Genomic DNA, 24,031 nt, shown 5'->3' with positions numbered 1-24,031 from the left:
GTCATGGCCAAACTCGTCTTTAAACCCATACAAATTTCGGATATGAAAGATCAGGTAGAATTAGCAATTCCTGATAAATATAAAAAATTTCACAGAGACGAAGACGCAGAAGAGTTTGAGGTAGATCAAGAAGGAAATATTATCGAACAATATCAAGGCCCTTCGATCGAAGAAATTGAGGCAGAGTTAAATCGTTATCGTGAAGAAAACGAAGAGCAGGTTCGTAAACTTTTAGAAGACGCCAGAAGAAAGTCAGAAGAGATCGAGGAAGAAGGACGTAAACGCGCCTTTCAGATGATCCAAGATTCTAAAGAAAAAGTTAAACTAGAAGAAGATACAGGTAAGGCCAAAGCAGAACAGATCCTTGATAGAGCCAAGATGGAAGTCGAAAGGATGATCAAAGAAGCCGAAATGAAAGTGGCTGAGATCGAACACGAGGCTTATTTAAAAGGTTACGACGCCGGACGAGAAGTGGGGTTTAAAAAAGGTCAGGGAGAAGTTAGACGTCTTATCGATCGTCTGGGAACGATCGTAGGTAAGGCGATAGACATTCGAGAAGAAATTATCCAAGCCTCGGAAAAACAAATGGTGGAGATGATTTTAATCATCGCACGTAAGGTTATCAAAGACGAAATTATTGAAAGAAAAGAAATCGTTCTCAACAATATTAGAGAAGCATTAAAAAGGATCAAAGACAGAGACCGTGTGGATATTCGAGTCAACTTTGCGGACTTGGAACTTACAACCGCACACAAAGACGAGCTCATCAAACTTATGGAATCTCTCCGCAAGGTCAATATCTACGAAGATTCTCGTGTGGATCGAGGCGGCGTTATCATCGAAACCGACGTGGGTGCGATCGACGCTAGAATTTCTACTCAGCTCAAAGAAATTGAAGAAGCGATCCGAAATGCGGAACCGATCTAAAATACGGTGAGTTTTGATTCTTATTTTTTGAGATGGAAAGTATTCTTAAAAGTAAATAAGAAAGAGAAAGCATTCAGAATTTTATCTAAGATAGAAGAGACTTTTGATTATGAGATTGTAAGCCTGACTTATGAAGAATATTGGAAAGATAAATCTCTCTACGAAGCCAATTTTAGAATTTACTTAAATTCTAAAAGTATAGAGAACGCCGTATTTGAATCTTTATTACTTTCTCAAAAACTGGGATTTGATTGGTGTGTTGTCGGGCCAATCGAAATACAACCAAACCAATGGAACTTTGAAGGAGTTTGTAATCAACCGACTTTTTTAAGTTTGAATTGGGCAAATTTTAAAATAGATTCTGAGTAAGATATAAAGAATATGAGTTAACGTAAGTTTGGCATAAAAAGCCTCTTTATGAAAGTCAATCTTTATATAAAAAACAAAATGTAGGAACTATTACAAATCTGAACTTTACAGATCGATTTTTTAAATGTGGGAACTAACACAAAGCTCTATAAAATGATGTATGAGTTCCCACAAACCACGATTTTACGAACAAATTCTAAAATTGTAGGAACTCATACTTTTAGAAAATTTTTCTCAGTCGAACTCACGCTAAAATGGGATTTAAATTTTGATGATAGTTGTAAAATAGAAGTTTTATGCAAAGATCTGATTGGACGATGATTCTTTTTTGTATTTCCTGAATAGTTCCCACAATTCTCAAAGTTTAACTGGTAAATCCACGATTTGTGAGAGTTCCCACAGATTAAGAACATGTCCCAAAACCTGAAAATGTGGGAACTAACACAAAAATTTAACAATATTAGAATTACTTGAAAGTTCACAAATTATCAAATGTGACGGTTTTTGTAGGAACTACTGTATTTTATTAAAAATTTCTAAAGAATTATCGCGCAAATTTTTTGAGGTTTTGGGACACGTTCTAAGTCGTATTACAAGTTTTTAAACATTTATTTTTTATGGAAAAATCAAGTTTTTATAAAACGAATCGATTACGGCTCCGCTCACGTCACTAGTCGGACAATACTACCATGAGCTTATTTCAAAGATTAGAATGTGGGACCTCACACAAAAAACTAACGATTTCAAGTTGGATATAATTTTTTGAGAATTCCTGCATCTTTGTAAAATCACTCATTCATTTTCCTGATACTATTTTTATACGTCTTAGTTTTAAATAAATAGAATTTAGATTTTTAATTCTTATTTGAAATGAAGCCATGAATTTTTGAAGTAAACCAACATTTGTATATTTGGATCGTTCTTTAGTTTAAAGTAAATTAACGCGAAAGGGATCGATGCGGAGTCAAGTTATTGAAATTAAAAAAATTGAATGTACAACTATAGTGCACAATAACTTGACTGGAGCTAAAGAGCCCGGTCCCGCCTGTTTCATTGAATCTTTCTTTTACAAACTATTGGAGGGATTCGCCCGGATTTTCTTACGCAAAATTTACGCTAGTTTATGAAAACTTGAAATACTTAAACTTTACTTTTATGAATTGCGGCTATAGATCCTGAGAAAGATATATAAAGAATGTTGAATAGAAGCATAAAATAAGGAAACTCTAAACCTTCGATTCCGGCTACATCGTAAAAAAAACGATTGGATTGTTTAATTTGATAACCATTTTCGTTTTTGTAAATTATAAATTCGTAATACGCATAGTGGTCGTTTGATAGTTGGTTTGTGGAATAACTTACATAGTAGATTTTATTCCCATCAAAATCTATAAATTCAAATATATCTACTGCACTAAAAGGACATACTCGGTTATATCCAGCTTCCGGTTTCTCAAAGGTATAATTTTTTTGAATGAAATCGTGAATCTTGATACCCTTGGAAATGTTCAAACGAAATGAAGTTTTATTTAAGGCTTTGCGCCAATTTGTTTCCTCCTGATTGAGGCTTATGGAAATATTGTCTAAAAAGTATTCGATTCTATCTTGTGTGGTATCGTAATCAAATCGTTTTGAACTGGTAAGTTGCCAGTCACGATCTTTCGATTTCAGATTACAGGCGGGAAAGATATTTGGTTCAAGTGACAATTCAGATACCAATCGTTTTACTTTTTTAATTGAATTTGGGATTGATGGACGCGAAAGAAAATAACCCCAATGAGATTGACTCCAAAATAAAATCATGATACCGATTGATAAATATACAACGGTGATAATCCTATGTTTGGTTGTATCAAAATAAGTATAAGGGATCAGCCGCATTAAGAATGCGGCCGCAATCGCTGGAACTAAGTATATTAATATTACCCAATCTAATGAGTCGGTAGGATGATACTGCAGATTGTATAATTCTTCTGAAAAGGAAGTAGTCAATAGTAAAAGAGAATGTAGAGGTATAAAGAAGAGTAAATATCTACTGATCTGAGCAAAAATCTTTTTCATAATTTAGATGAAATTTAATTTTCCGATAAAGACACAATTAAAAAAGAATAAGTGATCATACAAAGTAAATTAAAAACGTTTAGGATTGTAAAACTTGCTAAGAATCTTAAATGTATAAATTGGAGCTATTCTTTTTTAAATTTAAACACGTCTCAAAAATCGTCGAGCGACAATAGTAGTAAGACGCTTTATTTTTTTAGATCAAAATGAAATACTTTTTGTAATTTGTTTTTAAACTTAATATCAATTTTGAATGGGATTTTAAATCGAATTCTATTTTTGCGAATCTAAATTTGAAAATTCAAAAAACTATTTTTGAAATAAATATAGAATGTCATTTTCCATTTCTTCAAAGAACGAATTGGATAGATAATTTAAATTGATTTTCAAAATACTTTTGAGTTTAAATTCTTCTTCTAACGACCCTTCATACCAATGAATCAATAAACCGAATTCGTTACAAAGATTCATAGAGAAAAATTTTAAAATCAATTGATGCCAGAATTCCGTTTCTGATAAATTAGATTCTTTTAAAATTTCAGTTTTTAGGTTTTGCTTAGACTTGTAGCTAACCTTTTCCGAAAGCCATCGATCAATTTTAGTTTTACTCCAACCTTTTTTTTCTAATTTAGAAATCGTGATTGATGAAAAATGCTTTTCTACTTTATTAAGTTTTCCTAATTCAGTTCCACAATCACAAATGCCTGTGGTGGGTCGAAAATAGAAATAAAAATTTGAAGTCTGATTTAAAACGCTCGAATTTAGAATTTCTTCAAATCCTAAGTTGTGGTTTTCTAAAATTTCACGCATTTTAATTAAATTTACGTGATTAGGGATTGTCGCAGTAATGTAATAACACACAAAAGATATTTTAATAATCGAATTAGTTTAAACAAGCCGTTTTTATTTTGAAATAAACATTAGAATTATTGAAAAATTTCATAGTGTCGATTAACAAAACTGTTTCAATCGACATTTTATGAAAGGAAACAAGATGAAGAATTGATTTTTCAACAACTCTATTATTTTTAATGTCGTTGAATTTGGTAACTAGCCATTATTTAAAAATTATATGTTCTTTCGAAAACTTTTTTATTGATTACGAAATATTTAAAAATCAATTTCAAAAATTTTAAAGTGAATATATATAATTTCAAAAAAATGATCGTCCAATTGAGTTTCTACATAAAATATCTGATTAAGTCGCTCATTGTAAAAAGTAAATTATAAAAATATAATTATCTTTAGAGGTGGTAGATTTTTGTTTAAATTCGAATTTTAAATTTAAGCGTTAAAGATCTGTGTAAGAGATAACTAACCCTAAAGTCATTAGTAAAAATTGATTTTTAAATCGTATCTGTCTTGAGTAAATTTCTGTCAAAACTTGACTAATTCTTGTATTCAAGGTAAATTTGATTTATGGCCACTAAGAAAAAAAACTGGCTTCTCTATGGAGCTAATGGTTACACGGGGAAATTGATTGCCAAAAAAGCCGTGGAAAGAGGACAAACACCGATTCTTGCCGGTAGATCTGAATCTAAAATTCGTTTTCTTGCCGAAGAATTGGGACTTCCGTTTAGGGTATTTTCTTTGGAAAATCCAAAAGAAATTCAAAACCAGATTTCAGATAGTTTCTTAGTTTTAAATTGTGCAGGCCCATTTATAGAAACAGCAATTCCAATAGCAAAAGCTTGTGTAGAATCCAGGGTTCACTATTTGGATGTTACTGGAGAAATTCCGGTATTTGAGATGTTGTATTCCTTATCTCCTAAGGCACTTGCAAAAAATATAATGTTACTTCCAGGAGTGGGATTTGATGTAGTGCCCACAGATTGTCTTGCGGTAATGCTTAAAGAAAAACTTTCCAAAGCCCATTTTTTAGAGTTGGGATTTACCGGTTTTACAGACTTATCCAGAGGAACTTTAAAAAGTGCGCTGGTTCAACTTCCTTATGGATCTAAAATAAGAAGAAATGGAAAGATCGAAACGATTCCACAGTTGAGTTTAAAAAAAGTAATAGAGATAAATGGACGTTATGCGGAATTTTTTGCAGTTCCTTGGGGAGATATTTTTACTTCTTTTATTTCTACTGGGATTCCAAACATCACGGTATATTCTTCTTTCCCCGAACTGCAGGCGCGTGTTTTAAAATTATTACAACCTAGTATTTTTTTCTTAAAAAATTCCGCGATTTTAAAAGGAATACAAAAGATCGTAGAAGTGATTGTAAGTGGGCCGGATGAACAAAAAAGAAAAAAGGGAGAGGTGCTTCTTTGGGGAGAGGTTTGGAGCGAAGCAAACTCCAAGAGAGTTTCTATTCGAATGCGTTGTTCGGAAGCGTATGAGTTTACCATTGAGTCTGCGTTAGCCGCGGTTTCCAAAGTAGAAAAAAAGAAATTCCATGCGGGTTTTACTACTCCTGCAAAAGTATTTGGCTCCAAATTTGTATTGGAAATTCCGGGAACTAAAATTTTATCTTAAAATCTAAATTTGTGAGAGCTCCCGCAAATTAAGTCATATTAAGAATTTTCAAATATTCATTTTTTGTAACTGGAATCCGTATGAGTTTTTACATCTTCAAAATCTAACTGCGAAACATAGACGTTGTAGTGGTTCTACGTTTTATTTTTATAGGAAAATCGGGTTTTATAAAATAAATGTAATCATAGAACTCACGTTAAATCAGAATGATTTCTATTGTAACTGGAATAGCTCATCGTAGGATAGGCGGGTAACAAAATTGCGATCTAATGTTTGATTCTCATTTTCGCATAGAAAATTATGATGAGCTGTACAGGTATGGATTCCATTTATGAAATGTAATAAAGATCATAAATAAGAAAATTATTATTTACGATAGTATGGATTTGTGGAAAACGTTAAAAGACTTTTTTAATCTTAAACATACGTTAGTTGTGTGGAAATCAATCCACTCCGTTTCTTTTGAAAAAGAATTGAAGTAATTTGCGAACTTGAGCGGGAGGGAGACCGTTTCCTAAAAATTCACCGTCTACCCAGATTTCAAAATGAAGATGAATATTGTCTGAGATATTTTTCGCTTCTTCTAATAAACCTGAGTTTCCAACGGTTCCGATTGATTCTCCTTGTTTAACTTTTTCACCTACTTTTATGTTTTTATGAATCGAAGAAAGATGGTTGAAGCTAGTCATTACACCGTGACCGTGATCGATCCAAACTTGTCTTCCTCCAAAATCTTTTTCAACATAAGTCACGGTTCCTTTTTGGGATTGGGTAGTGTGATATTCATAATCTGACAGAGTCATGGGAGAATAGGAATGATCTGCTCGAATCACAATTCCGTCTGCGGGTGAGATTATTTCGTCTTGGAAATTTAAGTTTCGAATCTGGCCATCTAGTTCTTTTTTTTTGTATATATCAATTCCCTTATGGACTCCGTTTCGATAGGTTCTAGGAGCATTTGGAAGTTGGGAATCAAAACTGGAAATGAGTCCGTCAGGAACTGGAAACGAATAACCTCTAAGTCTAGGTTCAATTCCGTTTAAAAGTTTTTGATTCAGAAAAAGTTTAAGGTCACTAATTACAACTTCACGATTTGTGGAATCGGGAAAATAAATTCTCAAAACGGACGCATCTATATTTCCGAGTTTATGAAAATTATGCAGTTCCACGTTTTGATTTGTAAGAATGGTTCTCCAGTCGTCCCGGATTAAAACTTGGATTTCGTATTTTTTTACGGCTCTTTCTTTTTTAAAAATAGGGACTGTAATTTCTAAACCGTTGATCAGTCTTTTAGAACCGAAGTCTACAATGACCCATTCAGAGTCGGAACGATTGACAGAATACCAATGTGTATTTGGATCCGAATCAAAAAGATTAAATCCTCCGTATTCAGCGGAAAAGGAGGATGATACGGAATAACTAAAAGGTGTTGTGGTCCATCTACCAAAATCGATAAAATCCACTTCCGAACCTAAATTTCCGTAGGCGATTGGCGCACTTACGGCAGAAGTAGAAGCGAAAGATATAATAAATAATATTAGTAAAATTAAATATTCTAATTTACAAAAATACAATCGATCAAACATGAAAGGGTTTACCTGGCTTTGGACTTAAGAGATTGGTTTTTTCCGTTTCCCAAGAATCCAAATATTTTTTATCTTTTTGAGTTAGATCCGGACGAAGTGCGATCGGATTTCCTTTAGAGTCTGCATACAGAGATCTTCTACCGAAAAATCTTCCGTTTATTTCTTCCGGCCAAGGTTTTTTTTCACCGTTCCCTTTCATTTTCCAAGAGGTAAAAGCGCTTTCACAAACATTTTTCAATTCTTCCGGATTTGCAGAGATAACATGGTCTGGGCCGTCCAGATTTTTATCTAAAGTAAAATGTTTTTCAATCATACAAGCCCCTAAGGAAACGGCTACGGATGCGGCGATATTTCCCGTAGTATGATCCGAAAAACCAATCGGAAACGTATAAAGGTTTTTGAATGTTTCTAACACTTTGAGATTCGCTTTTTCTGGGGGAGTAGGATAAATAGAAACACAGTGTAAAAGACAAAGTTTATCTGTTCCTTCTTTTTCTAAAAAGGAAATCGCTCTGTTTAGTTCAAAAAAATCCGCAGCCCCCGAAGAAAGGATTACCGGTAGTTTCGATTTTGCAGTTTCTAAAAGAAGTGTTTTGTTTGTCACGTCTCCACTTGCAATTTTGATTAATGGAACTTTTAGACCTATAAGCAGATTTAGAGAACTAATACAAAGAGGAGTGGAGAAAAAAATTAAACCTTCTTCCTCCGCGGTTTTTTGGAATTTTTTATGCATCGTTTCCGATAGTTCATATTTTTTGAATATATCTACTAAAACCTTTGCTTCCGGATTGTGAACGTCTATAAATTCTTCAGTGACATAGGATTGAAATTTTACTGCTTGCGCTCCAGCTTTTTTAGCAGCAGCGATCGTTTTTTTGCCGATTTCTTCATCGTTGTTGTGATTGAGTCCAATTTCGGCTACGACGATTGGAGGATGTTCAGGGCCTAGATCTAATTTGGATGCGATTGAAAATTCTTTTGAAAAGTTCATGGTTTACTTCGTATTTTATTTTTGAGTTGGATATATAAGATTTCGGCTCATTAGCTCATAACTTAAGTTCCAAAATGATTTCGCTTTTAGATGATAGGTTTCGCATTGAACTGGATCGTTTTTGCATTCTTCGGTTTCTCCGATTCTTGGAACAATGGAGAAAGAAGATTTTCTAATTTTGTCTGTAAAACTATAAAAGATCCAATTGTCTTCGATCCAACCGAATAAATTCCCAAAAGCAAAGTAGGCTTTTCCGCCTTGAATATGTTCGTCTAAAAGGTTTCTACCCATTGCGGAGAAACGTACTTTCTTACCGACGATTCCCAAAATTGTGGGAATGACGTCTAGTTGAGAAGAAATTCTATAATCTATCTTAGCGGAAATGTTTCCGGGAGAGTAGATTAAAAAAGGAACATTTCTATCTTCGAAATAATCTAAATTTCTATGGTGTGTGTGGTCTCCTACGAATATAAAAACGGTGTTTTGAAAGTAGGGAGCTTTTTTCGCTTTTTCTAAAAATAGATAAATTGATTTATCTGCGTAACGATATACGTTGAAGTAATCTGCTTCTTCAAGTTTAGGAGAGAATACTTCGTCTTCTGGGGTGGGAACCTTATAGGGATAATGGGTGGTTAAAGTCAAAGTGGCCGCCAGAAAAGGAGTGTCTTGGTTTATTAGGATTTCGTGAAATTCGTTTAACAAATCTCCGTCGTAGTAACCCCAGGGACCGGGTTTGTATTTGTTTAAAGAATCGAAATATTCTTGGCCTAAAATGGTATCAAAACCCCAGTGCGAAAAAAGAAAACCCATATTATCAAAATTTACGTCTCCACCATGAACAAATAAGGTTTTGTAACCGATCGATTTCAAAATGGTTCCGAGTCCACCAAAACGGCTTAAGATTCTAGGAGTTCTGATTACGGTCAAACCAGGACCATCAGGAATTCCGGTTAACGTGGATAAAAGACCATTTGTGGTTCTTCCTCCGCTTGCGAAAAAGTTAGGAAAATAGGTTCCTTGTCGGATTAAATTTTCGAAATGGGGGGCGATCGGTTTACCTTCGGGGAGAATTTGCCCGTTTGTATAAGCGTATTTTCCGGTCCAACTTTCCAAAAGAATCAAAACGATGTTAGGTGGTTTACTAGGATTGATGTTTTCGGTTTCTCTCAATAAGGGATATTCTTCTGAAATAAATTTAGAAGTAGGGTATTCTATTTCTTTTCGGACGGAAACGACCGCGTCCTGATAAGTAACTTGTAAGTTATTTGGAATCGATTGGTTTTTAATATCCATAACGGAAGTAAAAATGCCGTTTAAAACCAATTGATTGACTATATAAGTCTCTGAAATCATTGCGTCGCTCGCACGGAGCGGTCTGGATTGAAACCCACCTCGTGCAAGCAAAAATAAAATCGGGATAATAAGAGGAAGTTGTACTAACTCTGATATTTTTTGAGCCGGGTCAAAAATATATAATTCTTTTTGAATATATTGATAGATGGTAAACGGAAGTAAGATTCCGATTAGCAGACAAGAAATAATCGCTAAAATTGTATGACCTACAAAAAATGCTTTGAAAATAATCCAAAATTCAGGACCTAAAAATATAAAACCTTCATAACCTAAATGTTTGTTGGTTTCTCCAAAGTATAGAACGTCTCCGATTAGATGAGATGCTGCCCAAAAAAACAGAACGATTGGAGAAATTCCCCAGAAAAGGGAGTAGGTTCGGAAACGATTGAGAGGATAAATCGTGGAAAGAATCCAAAAGGGTCCGATTAAAATTGCACAGACGGAAAGATCAAAACGAATTCCGACTAAGAATGCCAGTATAATTTCAAAAAGAGATGTAGAAGAGAATTTGGAAAAGAAAACAATCGTAAAACTAATTCGATACGTAATCAATAAAATCAAAAACAAAATTGTAAAACTTAAAATAATTTTAAGGTTGGGCGGGAATTTTCGAGACATTCTAATTTTTTCTAGGAGAATAGTTGCCAAACCTGGAATACTATAAAAGAAGTAGAATATGCTAAAATTGTCATATATGTAAATAAAAACAAAGGCCAAAAGATAGAATTCGTTTCTTTTTTTACCACTGCTAAAGTGGACATACATTGACAGGCAAACGCAAAAAACAGAAGTAAACTGACAGAATTACTTAGTCCCCAAACTGGTTTTCCGTTTTCATCTGTATCTTTTAGGAGAGCCTCTTTAAGGTCGTCTGTAGATTCTTCTCCACCAACTCCGTATATGATGGAAAGTGTAGATACCATAATTTCTCTTGCGGCAAACGAGGTAATGATTCCGATTCCCATCTTCCAATCAAAACCGATCGGTTTTAAAACGGGCTCCATAAATTTACCGCTGTGTCCCGCGTAGGATTCTCGGATCTGTATTTTTTTGAGTTCTGCGTCTGTAAGGTTTGGATAAAGGGAAGAGTCGATTCTGGGATAATTTGCCAAAAACCAAAGTAAGATAGAAATAAACAAAATGATCTGTCCTGCGGTAGATAAAAATGCTTTCAATTTTTTGAATACAGTAAGCGCCAGGCTTTTGATCGAGGGAGTATTGTAGGCTGGAAGTTCCATTAAAAAATAAGAAGAATCAGATTTAAAAAAAGTCTTTTTGAAAACTAAGGCCGCGAACATAGACGCGATCATTCCCAAAAGAAAAAGTCCGAACATAGTAAGCGCTTGAACGTTAAAAATTCCCAAAATATTTTTTGAGGGAAAAATCGCTCCGATCACTAAAACATATACCGGATAACGCGCCGAGCAAGTGATCAAGGGAGAAACTAAAATCGTTGTTAGTCGATCTGATTTGTTTTCAATGGTTCTAGTTCCCATAATCGCAGGAACTGCACACGCCGCAGAAGACAACAATGGAATGAAAGATTTACCAGAAAGACCAAACTTTCCCATAAAACGATCCATGACAAAGGAGGCCCTGGCTATATAACCGGTTTCTTCCAAAATACCGATAAATAAAAACAAAAGACTAATCTGAGGAATAAACACTAAAACGGCTCCGACCCCACCTATGATTCCTTCTTGGATTAAAGAACGAAGAGGACCTTCCTCTAAAAAATCTCCTACAAAAGTTCCTACATTTCGAACGCAGGATTCTATCCAATCCATAGGCATTTCCGACCAAGTAAAAAGCGCCTGAAATACCAAGGCCATAATACCTAAAAAAGAAACCAGTCCCCAAAAAGGATGTAGTAGAATTTTATCCGCTTTGGAAAGAACCCTTTCGTTTGGAATCGGGTCACCAACGATTGCAGTACTTAATATTTTTTTAATATAGATGGATTTTTGAGTTAGTTCTTCCAAATAAGTGAAACGTTTACCAAAACGCTCAAATTTTTCACGGATGAGTTTTGAGGGAGTTTCTGAAAAAAGAGAAAGTCCAGGGAGACCTTTTTGTAAAATTTCGCCGGAAAGTTCTTTAAGAGAATTGGTCAAAACGAACTTTAAAGAATTGGAATGTTCTGTGGAAAGTGAATTTAAAAGATCGTTTAAGAAATTTTCTCTTTCGGAATCCCACGGAAAGGATCGGATAGGGAGGCAAAACGCTTTTGGAGAAACGATCCTATCTTTGAGTTCTTTAATTCCTTCTCCGTTTTTAGGATTTACGTATTGAAATAAAATTCCAAATTCATTTGAAAGTAAATCTAACCTGAGTTGAACCCTTTTTTTTTCTAAAACGTCTTTCATCGTGACCGCGACTAAAACGGGAACGTTTAATTCTAAGATTTGAAGTAAAAACTGAAGGCTTCTTTCTGCAAGGGAAGCGTCCATCACAAAAAGTATGCGGTCTCCTGCTTCGTGACCAATCAGAACTCTACTTGTAATCTGTTTATCTTCTGAGCTCCCTCCCAAACTAAACGCACCTGGAAGATCTAAAATTTTTACAGAATGATCTAGATGATGAAAAATACCTTCTGCTTTTTCTACGGTGACGCCGTGATAGTTACCGGTCTTTTGTCTAAGCCCTGTTAGTTGATTGAATAAAGTTGATTTTCCACAATTCGGATTTCCTGCCATCAAAATCCGAAATGTTTTCGAACTATCAGAATGACCCACGGATTTCTCCTACTTGAATCAACTCTGCTTCTACTTTTCGGATCGCTATTTCCACTTCACCCGCTCGTATCACCATTTTGTTTTGAGAAGAATATTTTTCAAGAACCAGAACAAAAGTGCCCGGAAGTAAGCCGATGTCCAAAATGTTTCGGAATAGTTCTTCTTTACCCGGTTTAGAAAGTAAGAAGATGATAGGGGCTTCTTGCCCTTTTTCTAATTCGTTTAACATCATATTAGAAATTTATCACGATCTCGGATCAGGTCTATATCGGGAGCCATCGTTTTTACGTATTTGTCGAAATATAAAATTTGTTTGATTAAAAGCCCGAATTCTTTTGGAATTTTTAAACCGTTTTGAATTGAAATTTCTCGAAACTCAAAAAGGATCGCGTTTAATTTTTTATCGTCCAAAGATTCTAAATCTCCCATCTGAACCTTTAAGACCATTTCGGTCATTTTAGAAAAGACGATCTCTAAATCTTTTGAAAGTTTTTTTTCGTCCACACCTTTGGCCGTAGAATCCATCTGGATCAAACCCTTAGCGATTTTTTCGGTTCGATTTAAACTAAGGCCTTCTAAAAAGATCATCAAACCTTCCCAAACGCGTGGAGAAATTCTACCTACGATACCAAAGTCTATAAAACCAACGGTACCGTCTCTAAGAATCATTAAATTTCCTGCATGTACATCTGCGTGAAAAAAACCACTTCTAGAAAGTGTAGAAAACCAGATTTCAAGAGCACCTGTCAGAGTCTTTTGAGGATCGGAAGAATATCTACGGACTGAACTTTCATCTGTGATCGGGGCTCCGTAAAAACGTTCTAGAGTAAGAATTTTTTTCGTAGATAATTCTCTGTAAACTTTGGGAACTCTGGCTCTAGTTTCTCCCATAGAAAGAAGTTCTTTTTCGAACTCTTCTATATTATCTGCTTCTTTATAAAAATCAATTTCTTCTAATATAGAAGTTTGGAATTGTTCTACCATGTCCGCAATGCCGGACTTACTTAGGCCAGGAGCAAATTTTTCAAAAAGAACCGAAACAAAGTAGATTAGGTTTAAATCGGCGGATAACGTAGATTCTATATCCGGTCTTTGCACTTTGATCACTACGTCTAATCCGTCTTTGGTGACCGCAGAATGTACTTGTGCGATAGACGCAGAGGCGATCGGAATCGGCTCCACACTTAGGAAATGATCTGAGAGTGTTCCGCCTAATTCTTTTTGGATGATAGTTGTTATCATAGAATAGGGAATTGGACGAACCTGATCCAAACACTTTTGCATTTCGGTAACGAACTTGTCTGGAAAAAGAGAAGGAGCGGAGGCAATCAATTGACCTAACTTGATATAGGTGGCGCCTAACTCTTCAAATGCCTCTCGAAGTCGGATCGGAAACGTATCGTCACCCAATGCAAGATCTTTTAAAAGAAGAATGGTTTTTGTGGAGAATACAAAACTGCTGTTTAGAATTCGAGAGGCGCCGCCAAAACCAATTTTCAAGGAATCAAAAAAACCGGCCATAATCACAAATATTTTGGGCTTAGATTCAAAATACAACTACAGAAAAGAAGTCTGAAAAAATGGGTGAATTCACTCGAATGTATGCGAGTCAAACCCGCTTTTTTGTTTACGAACGAGAGCAAATTCTGATTATGGCTACATAAAATACTCCGTCTCGGCGTATCTCCTCTTATGAGTAACGATTCAGTATTACTTCAGGAACTCGATAAACTGGAACAGAACGACCTGAAGAAAGTCGCTGCTCTTTGGAATCTTACAAAACTTCCTTATAAAGAAAAAAATAAAAACGTAGCTTATCTCTACGAAATTTTTCAAAACGATTTTTATCTAAAGGGAGTTCTTGAAAAACTTACTCAATTACAGGTTACAATTTATTCAAGTATTCTTAAAAATAAGAATGTACTGACTCTAGGGGAAATTTCTAGAAAGGTAAATATCCCTCCGATCAACGTAGAGATGGAATTGAACCTTTTACGAAAATATCATCTCGTATATCAGAGAAAAAATAGAGAACGTCTTACTAATAATTTAGATAAATATCATGCGTTTGAAGAAATTGCCGGTCTGGTTCCTCTCGAACAAAATCTAAAGGGAGATAAGTATAAGATCTCTTTGGAGAAATATTTGGATCGAAAAAAGACAACCGAAATTTCCGATGAGTGGAAAACGGTTGTTAAAGCTCCCAAACAATTGGATGGAATGAAGAAGTTTTATGTTCTTGCTTCTTCCGAAGAAGGGATCGATCTAAATCTTCAATCACTTTCCGAATTGGAAAGGGATACCTTGGTGAGAGTTTATTTAAGCGGTGGTGTTTCCGAAGCGGAAGATATACGCAGTTACGTTGTTACCAGTCGAGGAAAATACGAACAGATTGTACCTGCTCTGATTGCCAAAGGTCTTGTAGTGGATGTTTGTTTTGTGGACGAAAAATTCGTTCGAGTGTTCGTAATTCCGGATGAAATTTTAAAATACGTTCAGACACATCCTATTTTACCTTCTGTAAAAAAAGGAACAAAACAGAGAACTGAAAAACTAGCAACCAACGATCTAGATTTTTTTCTCAATACAAAAAAACTCATATCTTACATCAGCCGTAAAGGATTGGTTCTTGCAAAATCCGGAAAGGTAAAACAGGCGGATCATAAAAGAACGGAGCAAGAACTTCTCAATCCTGATATAGGAATTTTTCCAGAAAAAAGCCAGATCTATCAAATGGAACTAATTCTTCCAGTATTAAAACTTCTGAATATAGTGGATATTAAGGGAGAAAATATAGTACTCAGAGAAGAAATGAACGAGTTTAACGGAAAGGATATTTTCGAAATTATGAAACTCGTTGTACATGAAGTGAACGAAGCTCGGATGAAACGGGTTGTTCCCGCGGAGGTTTTTACCGCGACCGAAATGCCATTTTATGATAAACCTATCTTAGACAAATGTGTGAGTCTGATTATTAAGGCCAAACGAATTCATCTATCCGTAATTTTTTCCAATATCATTCGGGAACATCTGATTCTTTCCCCCGGATTTAGAACTAAAAATTTTCAGTCTGACCTTGCGGAACTACGTAAGGAAATTATGAGTGTGATTTTTTATCTGCATTTGTTTGGTCTTTTAGAAGTAGAATATCCAAATCGATTTCTTTCTCTTTCTAAGTTAGGGGAATATTTCTTTCAAACAGGAGAACTTTCTCATAAAACGGAGAAGGGTGGAATTACGATCAATCCGGATTTTACGATCATCGCCTTTCCGGATCGTGTATCGATTTATGGTCTGCATCTTTTAAAAGCTTTTACCGAACTCAAGGATTATGATCGAGTTTATACTTTCGTTTTGACTAAGGAAGCTTTTCAGTTGGGAATTCTTTTAGGATATAAACCAGTAGAGTTTATAGATTTCTTAAAAAGCTCTAGTAAAGCTGATCTTGCTCAAAACTTACTCTTTTTATTAGAGGATTGGGGTGGAAATCTTCCAGTAGTAGAAATTACCGAAGACTGTGTTCTGGTTCGAACAAAGGATCAGAACACGATGGAATTGCTTTTAGGACAGATCAAAGGGAAAAAAATTGTTTTGGATGAAATTGGCCCAACAGCCATACTTGTAGATAAAAACCGAGTTCAAGACGTCATTACCGTTTCTGAAAAACTAAATTTAATTGTAAATTTAACTCGCTGATCCTTTGATTTAAAATCTATCGTCCTAACATTTTCATAAAATCCTACAAGAACCAAAATTTTAAAAAAACCGATCCGATCGATTTATAATTCGTACTTGATCAAAAATTCCGTTTTCTAATGTTTAGATCAATTTCTATCCGAAATCTTAAAAACTGAGTTGTTTGTATTTGATCGTTAAGTTTAGAGAATTAAAATTCTAAAATATTAGAAATATGCGATATACTAAACGTTAATCTTTTGTTTTTGAAAAAACTTTTTCAAAAATTGTTTAGAAAATTTTTGATTTTAAATCTGAGAAAAATTACTTTTTATTTTATTCACTAGATTCTAAAATAAGATTATTCTTCTACTTTGATTTTAGATTTGAATTCCCATTTACGATACGGCGCTATAGCTTGAAGTCTTTCGTCCGTAACAAAAAAGAGGGCGTCTCCATACTTAACCAACCCTCCTTTGTAATGCGCGTACTTAGTTTTATGATCGATAAGACCTATCTCTCGGACTTTACTCCAATCGTCGCAGGTTTTGAGAGTGGGGACTTTTCTAAGATGTAGCTCCTTGATCTTATTGTCTTTTACTGAGTCCCTGAGTACTTTTTCCCATTCCATAAGCGCAGAGTAAAACGGAGGGCGGAAAAATCAAGGGTTTCTTGTGCTTTTTAAATACTTTAAGTTAACCATCCTTAGAACTAAAGTTTAAAAAATACTACTTCGTGTTTTAAATCTTCGGCTAATTTTGCTAAACCTATCGAATTGGAGCTAAGTTCCTCGGAAGAGGCTGCGGAGGATTGATTGAGTTCGTTGATTGTAGCGGTCGTTTTCGAAATTTCTTCAATCGCGTTTTTCTGTTCTTGAACCGAAATTTGAATTACGTCAGCCCTATCTTTGACTTCTTTTGTGGTGAGATTCATCTGATCGTTTTTGGAAAGTTGATTTTCCATAAATTGATTTACTACCTTCATCTGGTGATTGATTTCGGAAATCCCTTCTATGATACCAGTAATAACGTTGACCGTATCCGTGATATTTTGAATCCCGGCTCCAATTTCAGTTTCATTATTTTTAATAATACGTTCAATATCTTTAATACTGTTTGTGGTCTTATCTGCTAGTTTAGAAATTTCATCGGCCACGACAGCAAAACCTCTACCCGCGTTGCCAGCTCTTGCGGCTTCAATCGCTGCATTCAACGCCAGAAGATGAATCTGTTCCGAAATCGTATTGATGATTTCTATAACCCCTGAAATATCCTCAGAACTATTACTGATCTTGGTGATCGAATGATTGGTCAGTTCCAAAGAATTTCCTCCTTTTTTTGCTTCTTCCGTAATTCTTTCCACTTCGGACATCGTCTTTTCCATGTTATGCGAAATTTTATGAATCGAATCTGAAAATTGATTCATATCAGAAGCGAGTTGATTCAACAAGGAGACTTGCTCGTTGGTTTGGATTTCTACTCCGTTCATACCGGCGACTATTTCTTCGATCGAAGAGGAAATTTCTTCCGAAGAGGCCGCTTGGTTCTGAGTGTTTGCAGAGATAAAATTTAGAGCCCTAGACATCTCATCCGAAGACCCTGCAAGATTTTCGGATGCGGTAATAATTTTGTTTAAGATCTTTTTTATTTTTTTATTGAATAGATTGATCGAAACACTCATCTCTCCGATTTCATCCATTGAAAAAACTTGGAGTCCTTTGGTGAGATCTCCTCCCGTCATAGATTCTAAAACTTTCCTACTTTCTTCCAAAGGGCGAATCCTTTTTCTAAGAATCAGATAGATCAGAATTCCAATAAAAGAAAGACCGAAAAAAGAAATTCCGGTCATAACGTAAACACAAATGATCGCTTCTCCTGCGATCTCTTCGTTTTCGATCGAAGTAAACGTAATAAAATCATATTTTTTATTTTTATGGAAAATCATATATCTATATTTTCCGTCAGAAAGAAACCGAATTGGAACGTCATAATTATAATTTTTAATTTGTTCGTAAAAAGGAATGTTTTTTAATTTTTTTAAATATAATGAAGAATTAATATGATTAATTACTGTTTCTTCACGATCCATAAAACCTATATGACCAGATTTCCCGATTTGAATCGAACCGATGATTTTTTGGGTAAGGTCTGTTATTTTAAGAGAATACACAATGAAAAGGTTCGAGTTTTCAAAAATTGTTTCCAAAATTAAAAGAACTGGGGTTTCAGAAATAGGGGAAGAGGTGGGTTTGATAAAGAAAGTTTTATGTTTAGAAATTGTTTCTAAAACTACGTTTTCCGAAGGAAGTTGAAAGTCCTTTAAAATAAAATCTGTATTTTGACTTAGAGTTTCGGTTCCCGCTATAATTTTCCAAGATTGGTTTTCCGGTTTGATAAGCGAAATGGATTCATATTTTGGAGAACGTTCTAAAAGTGTTTTCAAAAAATTCTGAATTTCGTCTTTTTTATAATTTTTAATTAAAGAAATAAAAAAAGGATCACTTTTAAGTTTTTCAGAGTCTGACCGAACCTCTTCGAAAATGGATTCTGTGAAAATGCTGAGGGTTTCGTTCATATTGTTCATTTGATTGAAATAAGATTTTCTGATTCCGGAATAGTTGAGTTTAAAAACTAGACCCGAAACAGTGATCGCAAGAACGAAAACAATAAAAATAAAGGTTATCGTAAGAGAGCGGGTTAGGCGAACCTTAGTCAAAGAGGAAATATTAATGTGGTCGAACACCCCCGATTTGATTAGATTGAAAGTTAGTTGTTCTGAAGCAAAAAAAGTATATACCCCTACAAGAAGGCACATAATGAGAGTAAGAGATCCCAGATTGTAGTAATCCGCCGTTTCTAAAATTATAAATTGGCTGAGTAGATAAATCACTACGAAAGCGGTGACTAATATCCTAAGGCCAATGTCTATGGAATGAAAAAAAGGAATCCGAAATATCGATTTCTGTGCATTGAGTGAGATCTGTTTATCTGTGATTCCTTTTTCTAACATAAAAAGATATTTATGGATGGGCCTTAATCTACAAGTATCCGAAAAAATTGCGAACATTAGAGTAAAAACTGCAGTGGTCAAAGTGATACGAATTGCAATCTTAAGTTGATCTGAATCCATTTCTAAAAATGTAGTAAAAAATACAATGGCTATACCTATCGTAAGAGTAAATCCAACTACTTCGGTTACTAAAATAAAATGAAGAATGAATTTACGAATCGAATTTGTAATGTTGTCGTTCATGATTTTTGTTCCGAAAAGTATACGTTATGTGTGTTGTATAAGTTTATAGATTTACTTTAATTAATACAAGGACAAAGCGAAAAATATTAGATAAAATGAACGTTAGTTGTCGTTTATAGAAAATATTTCTTGAGGGATAGAATATGAGGAATGCTTTTCTGATTTTAAATTTCTTAAAAAAGAATTAGGTAATAGTTATATATGAAAAGTAGAATAGGATTTTTGAAAGTTCAGTTTAACAAAACTGCTTCCATAGACCGTTTTCATAAAACAGAAATAGACGGAGTATTTATTTTTTTAACAACTCTAATGTAGTAGAATTAATTTTCGTTTTTAATCCTCTGTTTATGGATTGCTTGAGTGGTGTGGTATTTGCAAAAAAGATAATAAATGGTATTGGCAATTTAAGACAATGGATATGGAAATTAAAATTCGATTTTAATTTTCAAAACCCACAAGTGATATGAGTTTTGTTTTGTAGAATTAAGAATAATGGTCTTAGAATAGGCAAAAATTCTAAAAAGATATTTTTAGTTCCTATACTTTTTAAAAGAAAGGAATGTTATTCACCTCGAATGTTTTCAAGTTTATGTTTGATTTCTTCGTTCAGAGGTTGTTTTTTCTGAAAATCTTCTAATAGTCGAATTGCTTCCGTAGGTTTACCCATTTCAACGTGTAGATCCGAAAGTTCTAAAAGGGGTCTTGGATCCATAGGAAATTTTTTATGTAGGTCTAAATAAATTTCTTCTGCTTTATCTTTTTTACCAATTAATTTGAGAGAAGAAGCTTTTCCAAGAAGTGCAAAATAATCTTCTCCTTCTGCTAAAATCTTGTTAAAACATTCCAGCGCTTTATCGAACTCGCCCATACCCCTTAAGCTATCCGCATAACGGTTAATAATGAGTTTGTTATCTGGATCAAATTCTAGAATTCTTTCCCAATATTGATTTGCCTTGTGGAAATCTTTTTTACCTCGATAACTTTCTGCAAGACCGTATAACGCGAAAAAGTTTTTTCGATCTAATTCCGCAGCCCTATGGTAATACTGGATTGCTTCGTCGTAGTCTTTGATTTTACGATACGAATTTCCTATCTCAGTAAGAATTTTAATGTTGTCTGGTTGAATCAGAAGTAATTTTTCCCACCAATGAATTGCGTCTTTATATTTCTGGCAGGCAAAATAGAGATGTCCTAAACCTACGATCACATACTGATCTTTAGGATTGATCTGTAAAGCTTGCATATAATAAATTTCTGATTCTTTAAAATTCTTTAATTTTCTATGTGCGTCTGCAACTCGACTTAAAATCGAAGCGTCTGTGATGGTGATATGTCTGTATTCTTCTGCTACTTCGATTACTCTGGAAAGAAGATTCATTTCGCGATAACAGTTCATTAATCCCATGAGAGAAAATTTATTAGAAGGATCTTCTTGGATACATTTATGATAATATTCTATCGCATTCTTATAGTCTTTTTTCTTAAAAAACAGATCGCCCATTCCTACTAAGCCATAAGTATTGTGTGGATCTTTTTCTAGAAGTTCTTTCAACTTCGCTTCTGCTTTTGGAAACTGGTGTGAGTCTAAAAGTTTGTACGCTTCTTTAGCGAGTCCTTTGATAACGGCAAATTGTTTATCCTCTTCTTCTTTTTCCACGTTAGGATTTTCCATTTGATTCTCTCTTTTAAAGTTTGTTTTCTTCCAAATTTAGAATTCGCATTATTATTTTTGACGCACTAGATTGATTGAATATTCTTTTGAGCTTAAATATTCTGTAAAGAAAATAAGAACGTATGGTTCTACTCTCAAAATAAAAAGTGATTTCAATCGAGAACTAGTCCATTTTGTCTATTGGATTTTGGAAAAAAATTTCTACTTCCGTTTTCATAAAAGTTTTTTGATTCAATAGATGAAGAGTAAAGTTCATTCTACAAACGACGTTTTGTATGAATTTGATTTTAAAAGATTCATTCATTTTTAAAGTTTTTAAAACGATCTAAAACCACATTTTTCTGAAAAAGGGCTGAGGATTTGAAAATACGGTTCCTCTTGACAGTAGCCTTTCTGCTATCTTTATGGACGTTAAGGGGGAGAATCATCATGTCCGCAGAATCAAGAAGAGTAACCGGTGCCAGATTGATGGTGGAACTTCTGGAAGAATACGGAGTGGACGTCGTTTTTGGATACCCCGGCGGAGCCATTCTTCCCTTTTATGATGAAATTTATAAGAGTAAAAAAATTAAACATATCTTGGTAAGACACGAACAAGGTGCGGTTCATATGGCCGAAGGATATGCAAGAGCGACTGGAAAATTGGGAGTTTGTATTGCAACGTCTGGACCGGGAGCAACTAATCTAGTTACCGGAATTACTGACGCAAAAATGGATTCGGTTCCGATTTTAGCCATTACGGGACAGGTCGCTACGAATGCGATAGGGACAGACGCTTTTCAAGAAGCGGATATTTTCGGAATTACCATACCGATCACAAAATACAATGCTCTGATAAAATCGGCAGACGATATAGCAAGACATTTTGAAGAGGCCACCTTAATTGCGTTAGGCGGTCGTCCTGGACCGGTTTTATTGGATTTTCCTAAGGACGTACAAACGGAGCTGACTAATGTCAGAAAGTCTTCCCGATTAAAAATTGCTCCTCATCATTATAAAAAACCAGCGGTTAGTGGAAATTTAGAAGAATTTGCGGAAGCGATCAATCGATCTCAAAAACCTCTTTTATATGTAGGTGGGGGTGCAATTAACGCAGGCGCTTCCAAAGAAATTTTAGAATTAGCTACGAAAGGAGGAATTCCGGTTACAACAACTCTGATGGGGCTTGGGGCTTTTCCAGGAACTCATCCTTTGAGTATTGGAATGTTGGGAATGCACGGAACCGCCACTGCAAATAAAGCAGTATTAGAATGTGATTATATACTTAATTTAGGAGCTAGATTTGACGACCGGGTTGCAAAAATAGGAGAATTTGCGGAAGGAGCGGTTCGAGCACATATTGATATAGACACGGCGGAGTTTAATAAGCGAATTCAGGTGGATTATCTTTTACACGGAGATTTAAAAGACGCGTTAAGTGCCATTTTACCGTTTGTAAAAAAACAAGAACGTAAGGAATGGTTGACTCATCTTCAAAATTTGAAAAAAGAACATCCTTTAGATTTTGACAATTCTGGAAATGAAATTAAACCGCAGGACTTTTTAGAACGTCTTTATAAAAAAACACAAGGCAAAGCGATTGTTTCCACGGATGTAGGACAACATCAGATGTGGGCTGCTCAATATTATCTTATGGATGAACCAAATAATTGGCTTACTTCCGGAGGATTAGGAACAATGGGTTACGGACTTCCCGCAGCGATTGGAGCGAAATTTGGAAGACCAGATAAAACTACCATCTGTATTTCGGGTGACGGATCGATTCAGATGAATATTCAAGAATTAGCAACTATTGTAGCGAACAAATTGGGAGTAAAAATTTTAGTATTCAATAATAACTTTTTAGGAATGGTTCGTCAGTGGCAGGAATTATTTTATGAGGAAAGGTTTTCAGAGTCCGAGTGGAATTTTAATCCTGATTTTGTGAAACTCGCGGAAGCGTATTCTATTCCAGCGATGAAAATTTCAAATAAGTCGGAAATAGATAAAGCGATTGAATTTTTTACAAAAGACGATGGAGCTGCATTTTTAGAAGTAATGATACCGGCGGAAGAAAAAGTATTTCCGATGATACCGGCGGGAAAGTCTCAAAAGGAAATGATCGAATTTAAGGATTTGGCCGGATTAAAAAAAGTATGAAACATATTCTAAAAATTCTGGTAAACAATCATCCTGGAGTTATGAGTCATGTATCCGGACTATTTACTCGCAGAAGTTATAATATAGATTCGATTGCGGTAGGTGTTACCGTAAATCCAGAGATTTCAAGTATGGTGATCGTAGTTAAAGGAGACGAAGCTACGGTGGATCAAGTCAAAAGACAGCTTTTGAAACTTCCAGATGTTTTAGAAGTGGAAGATCTTGCGTATCACGATTGTGTAAGTAGAGAATTAGTTTTACTTGTAGTAAAATTAACCGAGACGACTAGAGCGGAAATTCTTTCTGTATGTGAGGTCTTTGAAGCAAAAATAGCGGACTTAACACATTCTTCTTTAACGATAGAATATTCGGGAAATTCCCGCAAAGTGAATGCGATCGTAGAAATTATGTCCAAATATGGGATCGAAGAAATTGTTCGTACAGGACAAATCGCGATTCGATACAGAAGTGTTGGATCTTAAATTAAAGTTGTAAGCCATATCAAATCTAGAAATTAGAAAATATATTTGATATGGCTTTAAAGTATCAGATCAAGAGTCTGTCTTAAATCCTGTCGAGCGACCATAGCGCCATAACCAACCCCACAAATAATTGGATCTCAAGATCTATCGTCGGAATTACGACAAAATCTTCTGTAAAACTTAGTTCCTGCCCCACAACGCGACCCATAGGAAAGCGTTGTGTTGAGTTTTCCAACGCGACCCATAGGAAAGCGTTGTGTTGAGTTTTCCAACGCGACCCATAGGAAAGCGTTGTGTTGAGTTTTTCC

At 35.0% G+C, this 24,031-nt stretch carries 17 protein-coding genes; 6 read left to right on the top strand and 11 right to left on the bottom strand.

Features of this window, described 5'->3' with window-relative positions; translation table 11 throughout:
* Positions 1-3 precede the first annotated feature (3 nt).
* Both fliH and BW942_RS15315 read left to right on the top strand, forming a co-directional pair.
* Positions 4-927 carry a flagellar assembly protein FliH gene (gene fliH / locus BW942_RS15320; protein WP_001096786.1) on the top strand — a complete coding sequence of 308 codons (924 nt, stop codon included), beginning with the start codon at positions 4-6 and terminating at the stop codon, positions 925-927.
* Positions 928-933: 6 nt separating this feature from the next.
* Entirely contained in the window at positions 934-1,296 is a 363-nt protein-coding gene (locus tag BW942_RS15315) for a hypothetical protein (protein ID WP_000007157.1), read from the top strand.
* Positions 1,297-2,436: 1,140 nt separating this feature from the next.
* On the opposite strand, the gene BW942_RS15305 is transcribed toward BW942_RS15315, so the two are convergent.
* Together BW942_RS15305 and BW942_RS15300 are read right to left on the bottom strand one after the other, a co-directional pair.
* Entirely contained in the window at positions 2,437-3,357 is a 921-nt protein-coding gene (locus BW942_RS15305; RefSeq protein WP_000717919.1) for a hypothetical protein, read from the bottom strand.
* A gap of 309 nt (positions 3,358-3,666) precedes the next feature.
* The gene (locus BW942_RS15300; RefSeq protein WP_000338278.1) at positions 3,667-4,218 is read right to left on the bottom strand and encodes a hypothetical protein; all 552 of its coding nucleotides are present in this window, start codon (positions 4,216-4,218) and stop codon (positions 3,667-3,669) included.
* 558 nt (positions 4,219-4,776) lie between these two features.
* On the opposite strand from BW942_RS15300, the gene BW942_RS15295 reads away from it, so the two are divergent.
* Positions 4,777-5,838, top strand: coding sequence for a saccharopine dehydrogenase family protein (locus BW942_RS15295; RefSeq protein WP_000201659.1), 1,062 nt, complete (start codon positions 4,777-4,779; stop codon positions 5,836-5,838).
* 443 nt (positions 5,839-6,281) lie between these two features.
* Here BW942_RS15295 and BW942_RS15290 read toward each other — a convergent pair whose 3' ends face one another.
* The 6 genes from BW942_RS15290 to BW942_RS15265 are packed head-to-tail and all read right to left on the bottom strand — an operon-like array spanning position 6,282 to position 14,024.
* Positions 6,282-7,424 carry a M23 family metallopeptidase gene (locus tag BW942_RS15290; RefSeq protein WP_000460328.1) on the bottom strand — a complete coding sequence of 381 codons (1,143 nt, stop codon included), beginning with the start codon at positions 7,422-7,424 and terminating at the stop codon, positions 6,282-6,284.
* Entirely contained in the window at positions 7,417-8,415 is a 999-nt protein-coding gene (locus BW942_RS15285; protein WP_001011675.1) for an N-acetylneuraminate synthase family protein, read from the bottom strand. The genes BW942_RS15290 and BW942_RS15285 overlap by 8 nt, the downstream gene beginning before the upstream one ends.
* Positions 8,416-8,430: 15 nt before the next feature.
* Positions 8,431-10,386, bottom strand: a complete 1,956-nt coding sequence (locus tag BW942_RS15280) for an LTA synthase family protein (RefSeq protein WP_000087435.1) — start codon at positions 10,384-10,386, stop codon at positions 8,431-8,433.
* Between the two features lie 11 nt (positions 10,387-10,397).
* Complete coding sequence (gene feoB / locus BW942_RS15275; protein ID WP_000510011.1) at positions 10,398-12,503, bottom strand: ferrous iron transport protein B; 2,106 nt, start codon at positions 12,501-12,503, stop codon at positions 10,398-10,400.
* Complete coding sequence (locus BW942_RS15270) at positions 12,490-12,735, bottom strand: FeoA family protein (RefSeq protein ID WP_000979383.1); 246 nt, start codon at positions 12,733-12,735, stop codon at positions 12,490-12,492. The genes feoB and BW942_RS15270 overlap by 14 nt, the downstream gene beginning before the upstream one ends.
* Complete coding sequence (locus BW942_RS15265) at positions 12,732-14,024, bottom strand: ABC1 kinase family protein (protein ID WP_000896816.1); 1,293 nt, start codon at positions 14,022-14,024, stop codon at positions 12,732-12,734. The genes BW942_RS15270 and BW942_RS15265 overlap by 4 nt, the downstream gene beginning before the upstream one ends.
* Positions 14,025-14,195: 171 nt before the next feature.
* On the opposite strand from BW942_RS15265, the gene BW942_RS15260 reads away from it, so the two are divergent.
* Positions 14,196-16,199 carry a helicase gene (locus BW942_RS15260; protein ID WP_000063951.1) on the top strand — a complete coding sequence of 668 codons (2,004 nt, stop codon included), beginning with the start codon at positions 14,196-14,198 and terminating at the stop codon, positions 16,197-16,199.
* A 340-nt stretch (positions 16,200-16,539) separates the two neighbouring features.
* Here BW942_RS15260 and BW942_RS15255 read toward each other — a convergent pair whose 3' ends face one another.
* The 3 genes from BW942_RS15255 to BW942_RS15245 all read right to left on the bottom strand — a co-directional run bounded on the left by BW942_RS15255 (position 16,540) and on the right by BW942_RS15245 (position 21,102).
* A complete protein-coding gene (locus BW942_RS15255) occupies positions 16,540-16,809 on the bottom strand; it encodes a hypothetical protein (protein ID WP_000454661.1) in 270 nt (89 codons plus the stop codon).
* An 80-nt stretch (positions 16,810-16,889) separates the two neighbouring features.
* The gene (locus BW942_RS15250; RefSeq protein WP_000999372.1) at positions 16,890-19,430 is read right to left on the bottom strand and encodes a methyl-accepting chemotaxis protein; all 2,541 of its coding nucleotides are present in this window, start codon (positions 19,428-19,430) and stop codon (positions 16,890-16,892) included.
* Positions 19,431-19,992: 562 nt separating this feature from the next.
* Positions 19,993-21,102 carry a tetratricopeptide repeat protein gene (locus BW942_RS15245; RefSeq protein ID WP_000431183.1) on the bottom strand — a complete coding sequence of 370 codons (1,110 nt, stop codon included), beginning with the start codon at positions 21,100-21,102 and terminating at the stop codon, positions 19,993-19,995.
* 429 nt (positions 21,103-21,531) lie between these two features.
* Between BW942_RS15245 and ilvB the strand changes: the two genes are divergently transcribed.
* Together ilvB and ilvN are read left to right on the top strand one after the other, a co-directional pair.
* The gene (gene ilvB / locus BW942_RS15240) at positions 21,532-23,241 is read left to right on the top strand and encodes a biosynthetic-type acetolactate synthase large subunit (protein ID WP_001272051.1); all 1,710 of its coding nucleotides are present in this window, start codon (positions 21,532-21,534) and stop codon (positions 23,239-23,241) included.
* Complete coding sequence (ilvN, locus tag BW942_RS15235) at positions 23,238-23,723, top strand: acetolactate synthase small subunit (RefSeq protein ID WP_000680555.1); 486 nt, start codon at positions 23,238-23,240, stop codon at positions 23,721-23,723. The genes ilvB and ilvN overlap by 4 nt, the downstream gene beginning before the upstream one ends.
* The last annotated feature ends 308 nt before the right edge of the window (positions 23,724-24,031 follow it).

Source organism: Leptospira interrogans (genome assembly GCF_900156205.1).
GTDB classification, from domain to species: domain Bacteria; phylum Spirochaetota; class Leptospiria; order Leptospirales; family Leptospiraceae; genus Leptospira; species Leptospira interrogans.
This window is presented reverse-complemented; position numbering and strand designations above follow the sequence as displayed.

Bases quoted from the DNA above. Each gene is read 5' to 3' on its own strand.
- fliH (WP_001096786.1), top strand. From the start codon at position 4: ATGGCCAAACTCGTCTTTAAACCCATACAAATTTCGGATATGAAAGAT.
- BW942_RS15305 (WP_000717919.1), bottom strand. From the start codon at position 3,357: ATGAAAAAGATTTTTGCTCAGATCAGTAGATATTTACTCTTCTTTATA.
- BW942_RS15295 (WP_000201659.1), top strand. From the start codon at position 4,777: ATGGCCACTAAGAAAAAAAACTGGCTTCTCTATGGAGCTAATGGTTAC.
- BW942_RS15290 (WP_000460328.1), bottom strand. From the start codon at position 7,424: ATGTTTGATCGATTGTATTTTTGTAAATTAGAATATTTAATTTTACTA.
- BW942_RS15285 (WP_001011675.1), bottom strand. From the start codon at position 8,415: ATGAACTTTTCAAAAGAATTTTCAATCGCATCCAAATTAGATCTAGGC.
- BW942_RS15280 (WP_000087435.1), bottom strand. From the start codon at position 10,386: ATGTCTCGAAAATTCCCGCCCAACCTTAAAATTATTTTAAGTTTTACA.
- BW942_RS15270 (WP_000979383.1), bottom strand. From the start codon at position 12,735: ATGATGTTAAACGAATTAGAAAAAGGGCAAGAAGCCCCTATCATCTTC.
- BW942_RS15265 (WP_000896816.1), bottom strand. From the start codon at position 14,024: ATGGCCGGTTTTTTTGATTCCTTGAAAATTGGTTTTGGCGGCGCCTCT.
- BW942_RS15260 (WP_000063951.1), top strand. From the start codon at position 14,196: ATGAGTAACGATTCAGTATTACTTCAGGAACTCGATAAACTGGAACAG.
- BW942_RS15255 (WP_000454661.1), bottom strand. From the start codon at position 16,809: ATGGAATGGGAAAAAGTACTCAGGGACTCAGTAAAAGACAATAAGATC.
- BW942_RS15250 (WP_000999372.1), bottom strand. From the start codon at position 19,430: ATGAACGACAACATTACAAATTCGATTCGTAAATTCATTCTTCATTTT.
- BW942_RS15245 (WP_000431183.1), bottom strand. From the start codon at position 21,102: ATGGAAAATCCTAACGTGGAAAAAGAAGAAGAGGATAAACAATTTGCC.
- ilvB (WP_001272051.1), top strand. From the start codon at position 21,532: ATGTCCGCAGAATCAAGAAGAGTAACCGGTGCCAGATTGATGGTGGAA.
- ilvN (WP_000680555.1), top strand. From the start codon at position 23,238: ATGAAACATATTCTAAAAATTCTGGTAAACAATCATCCTGGAGTTATG.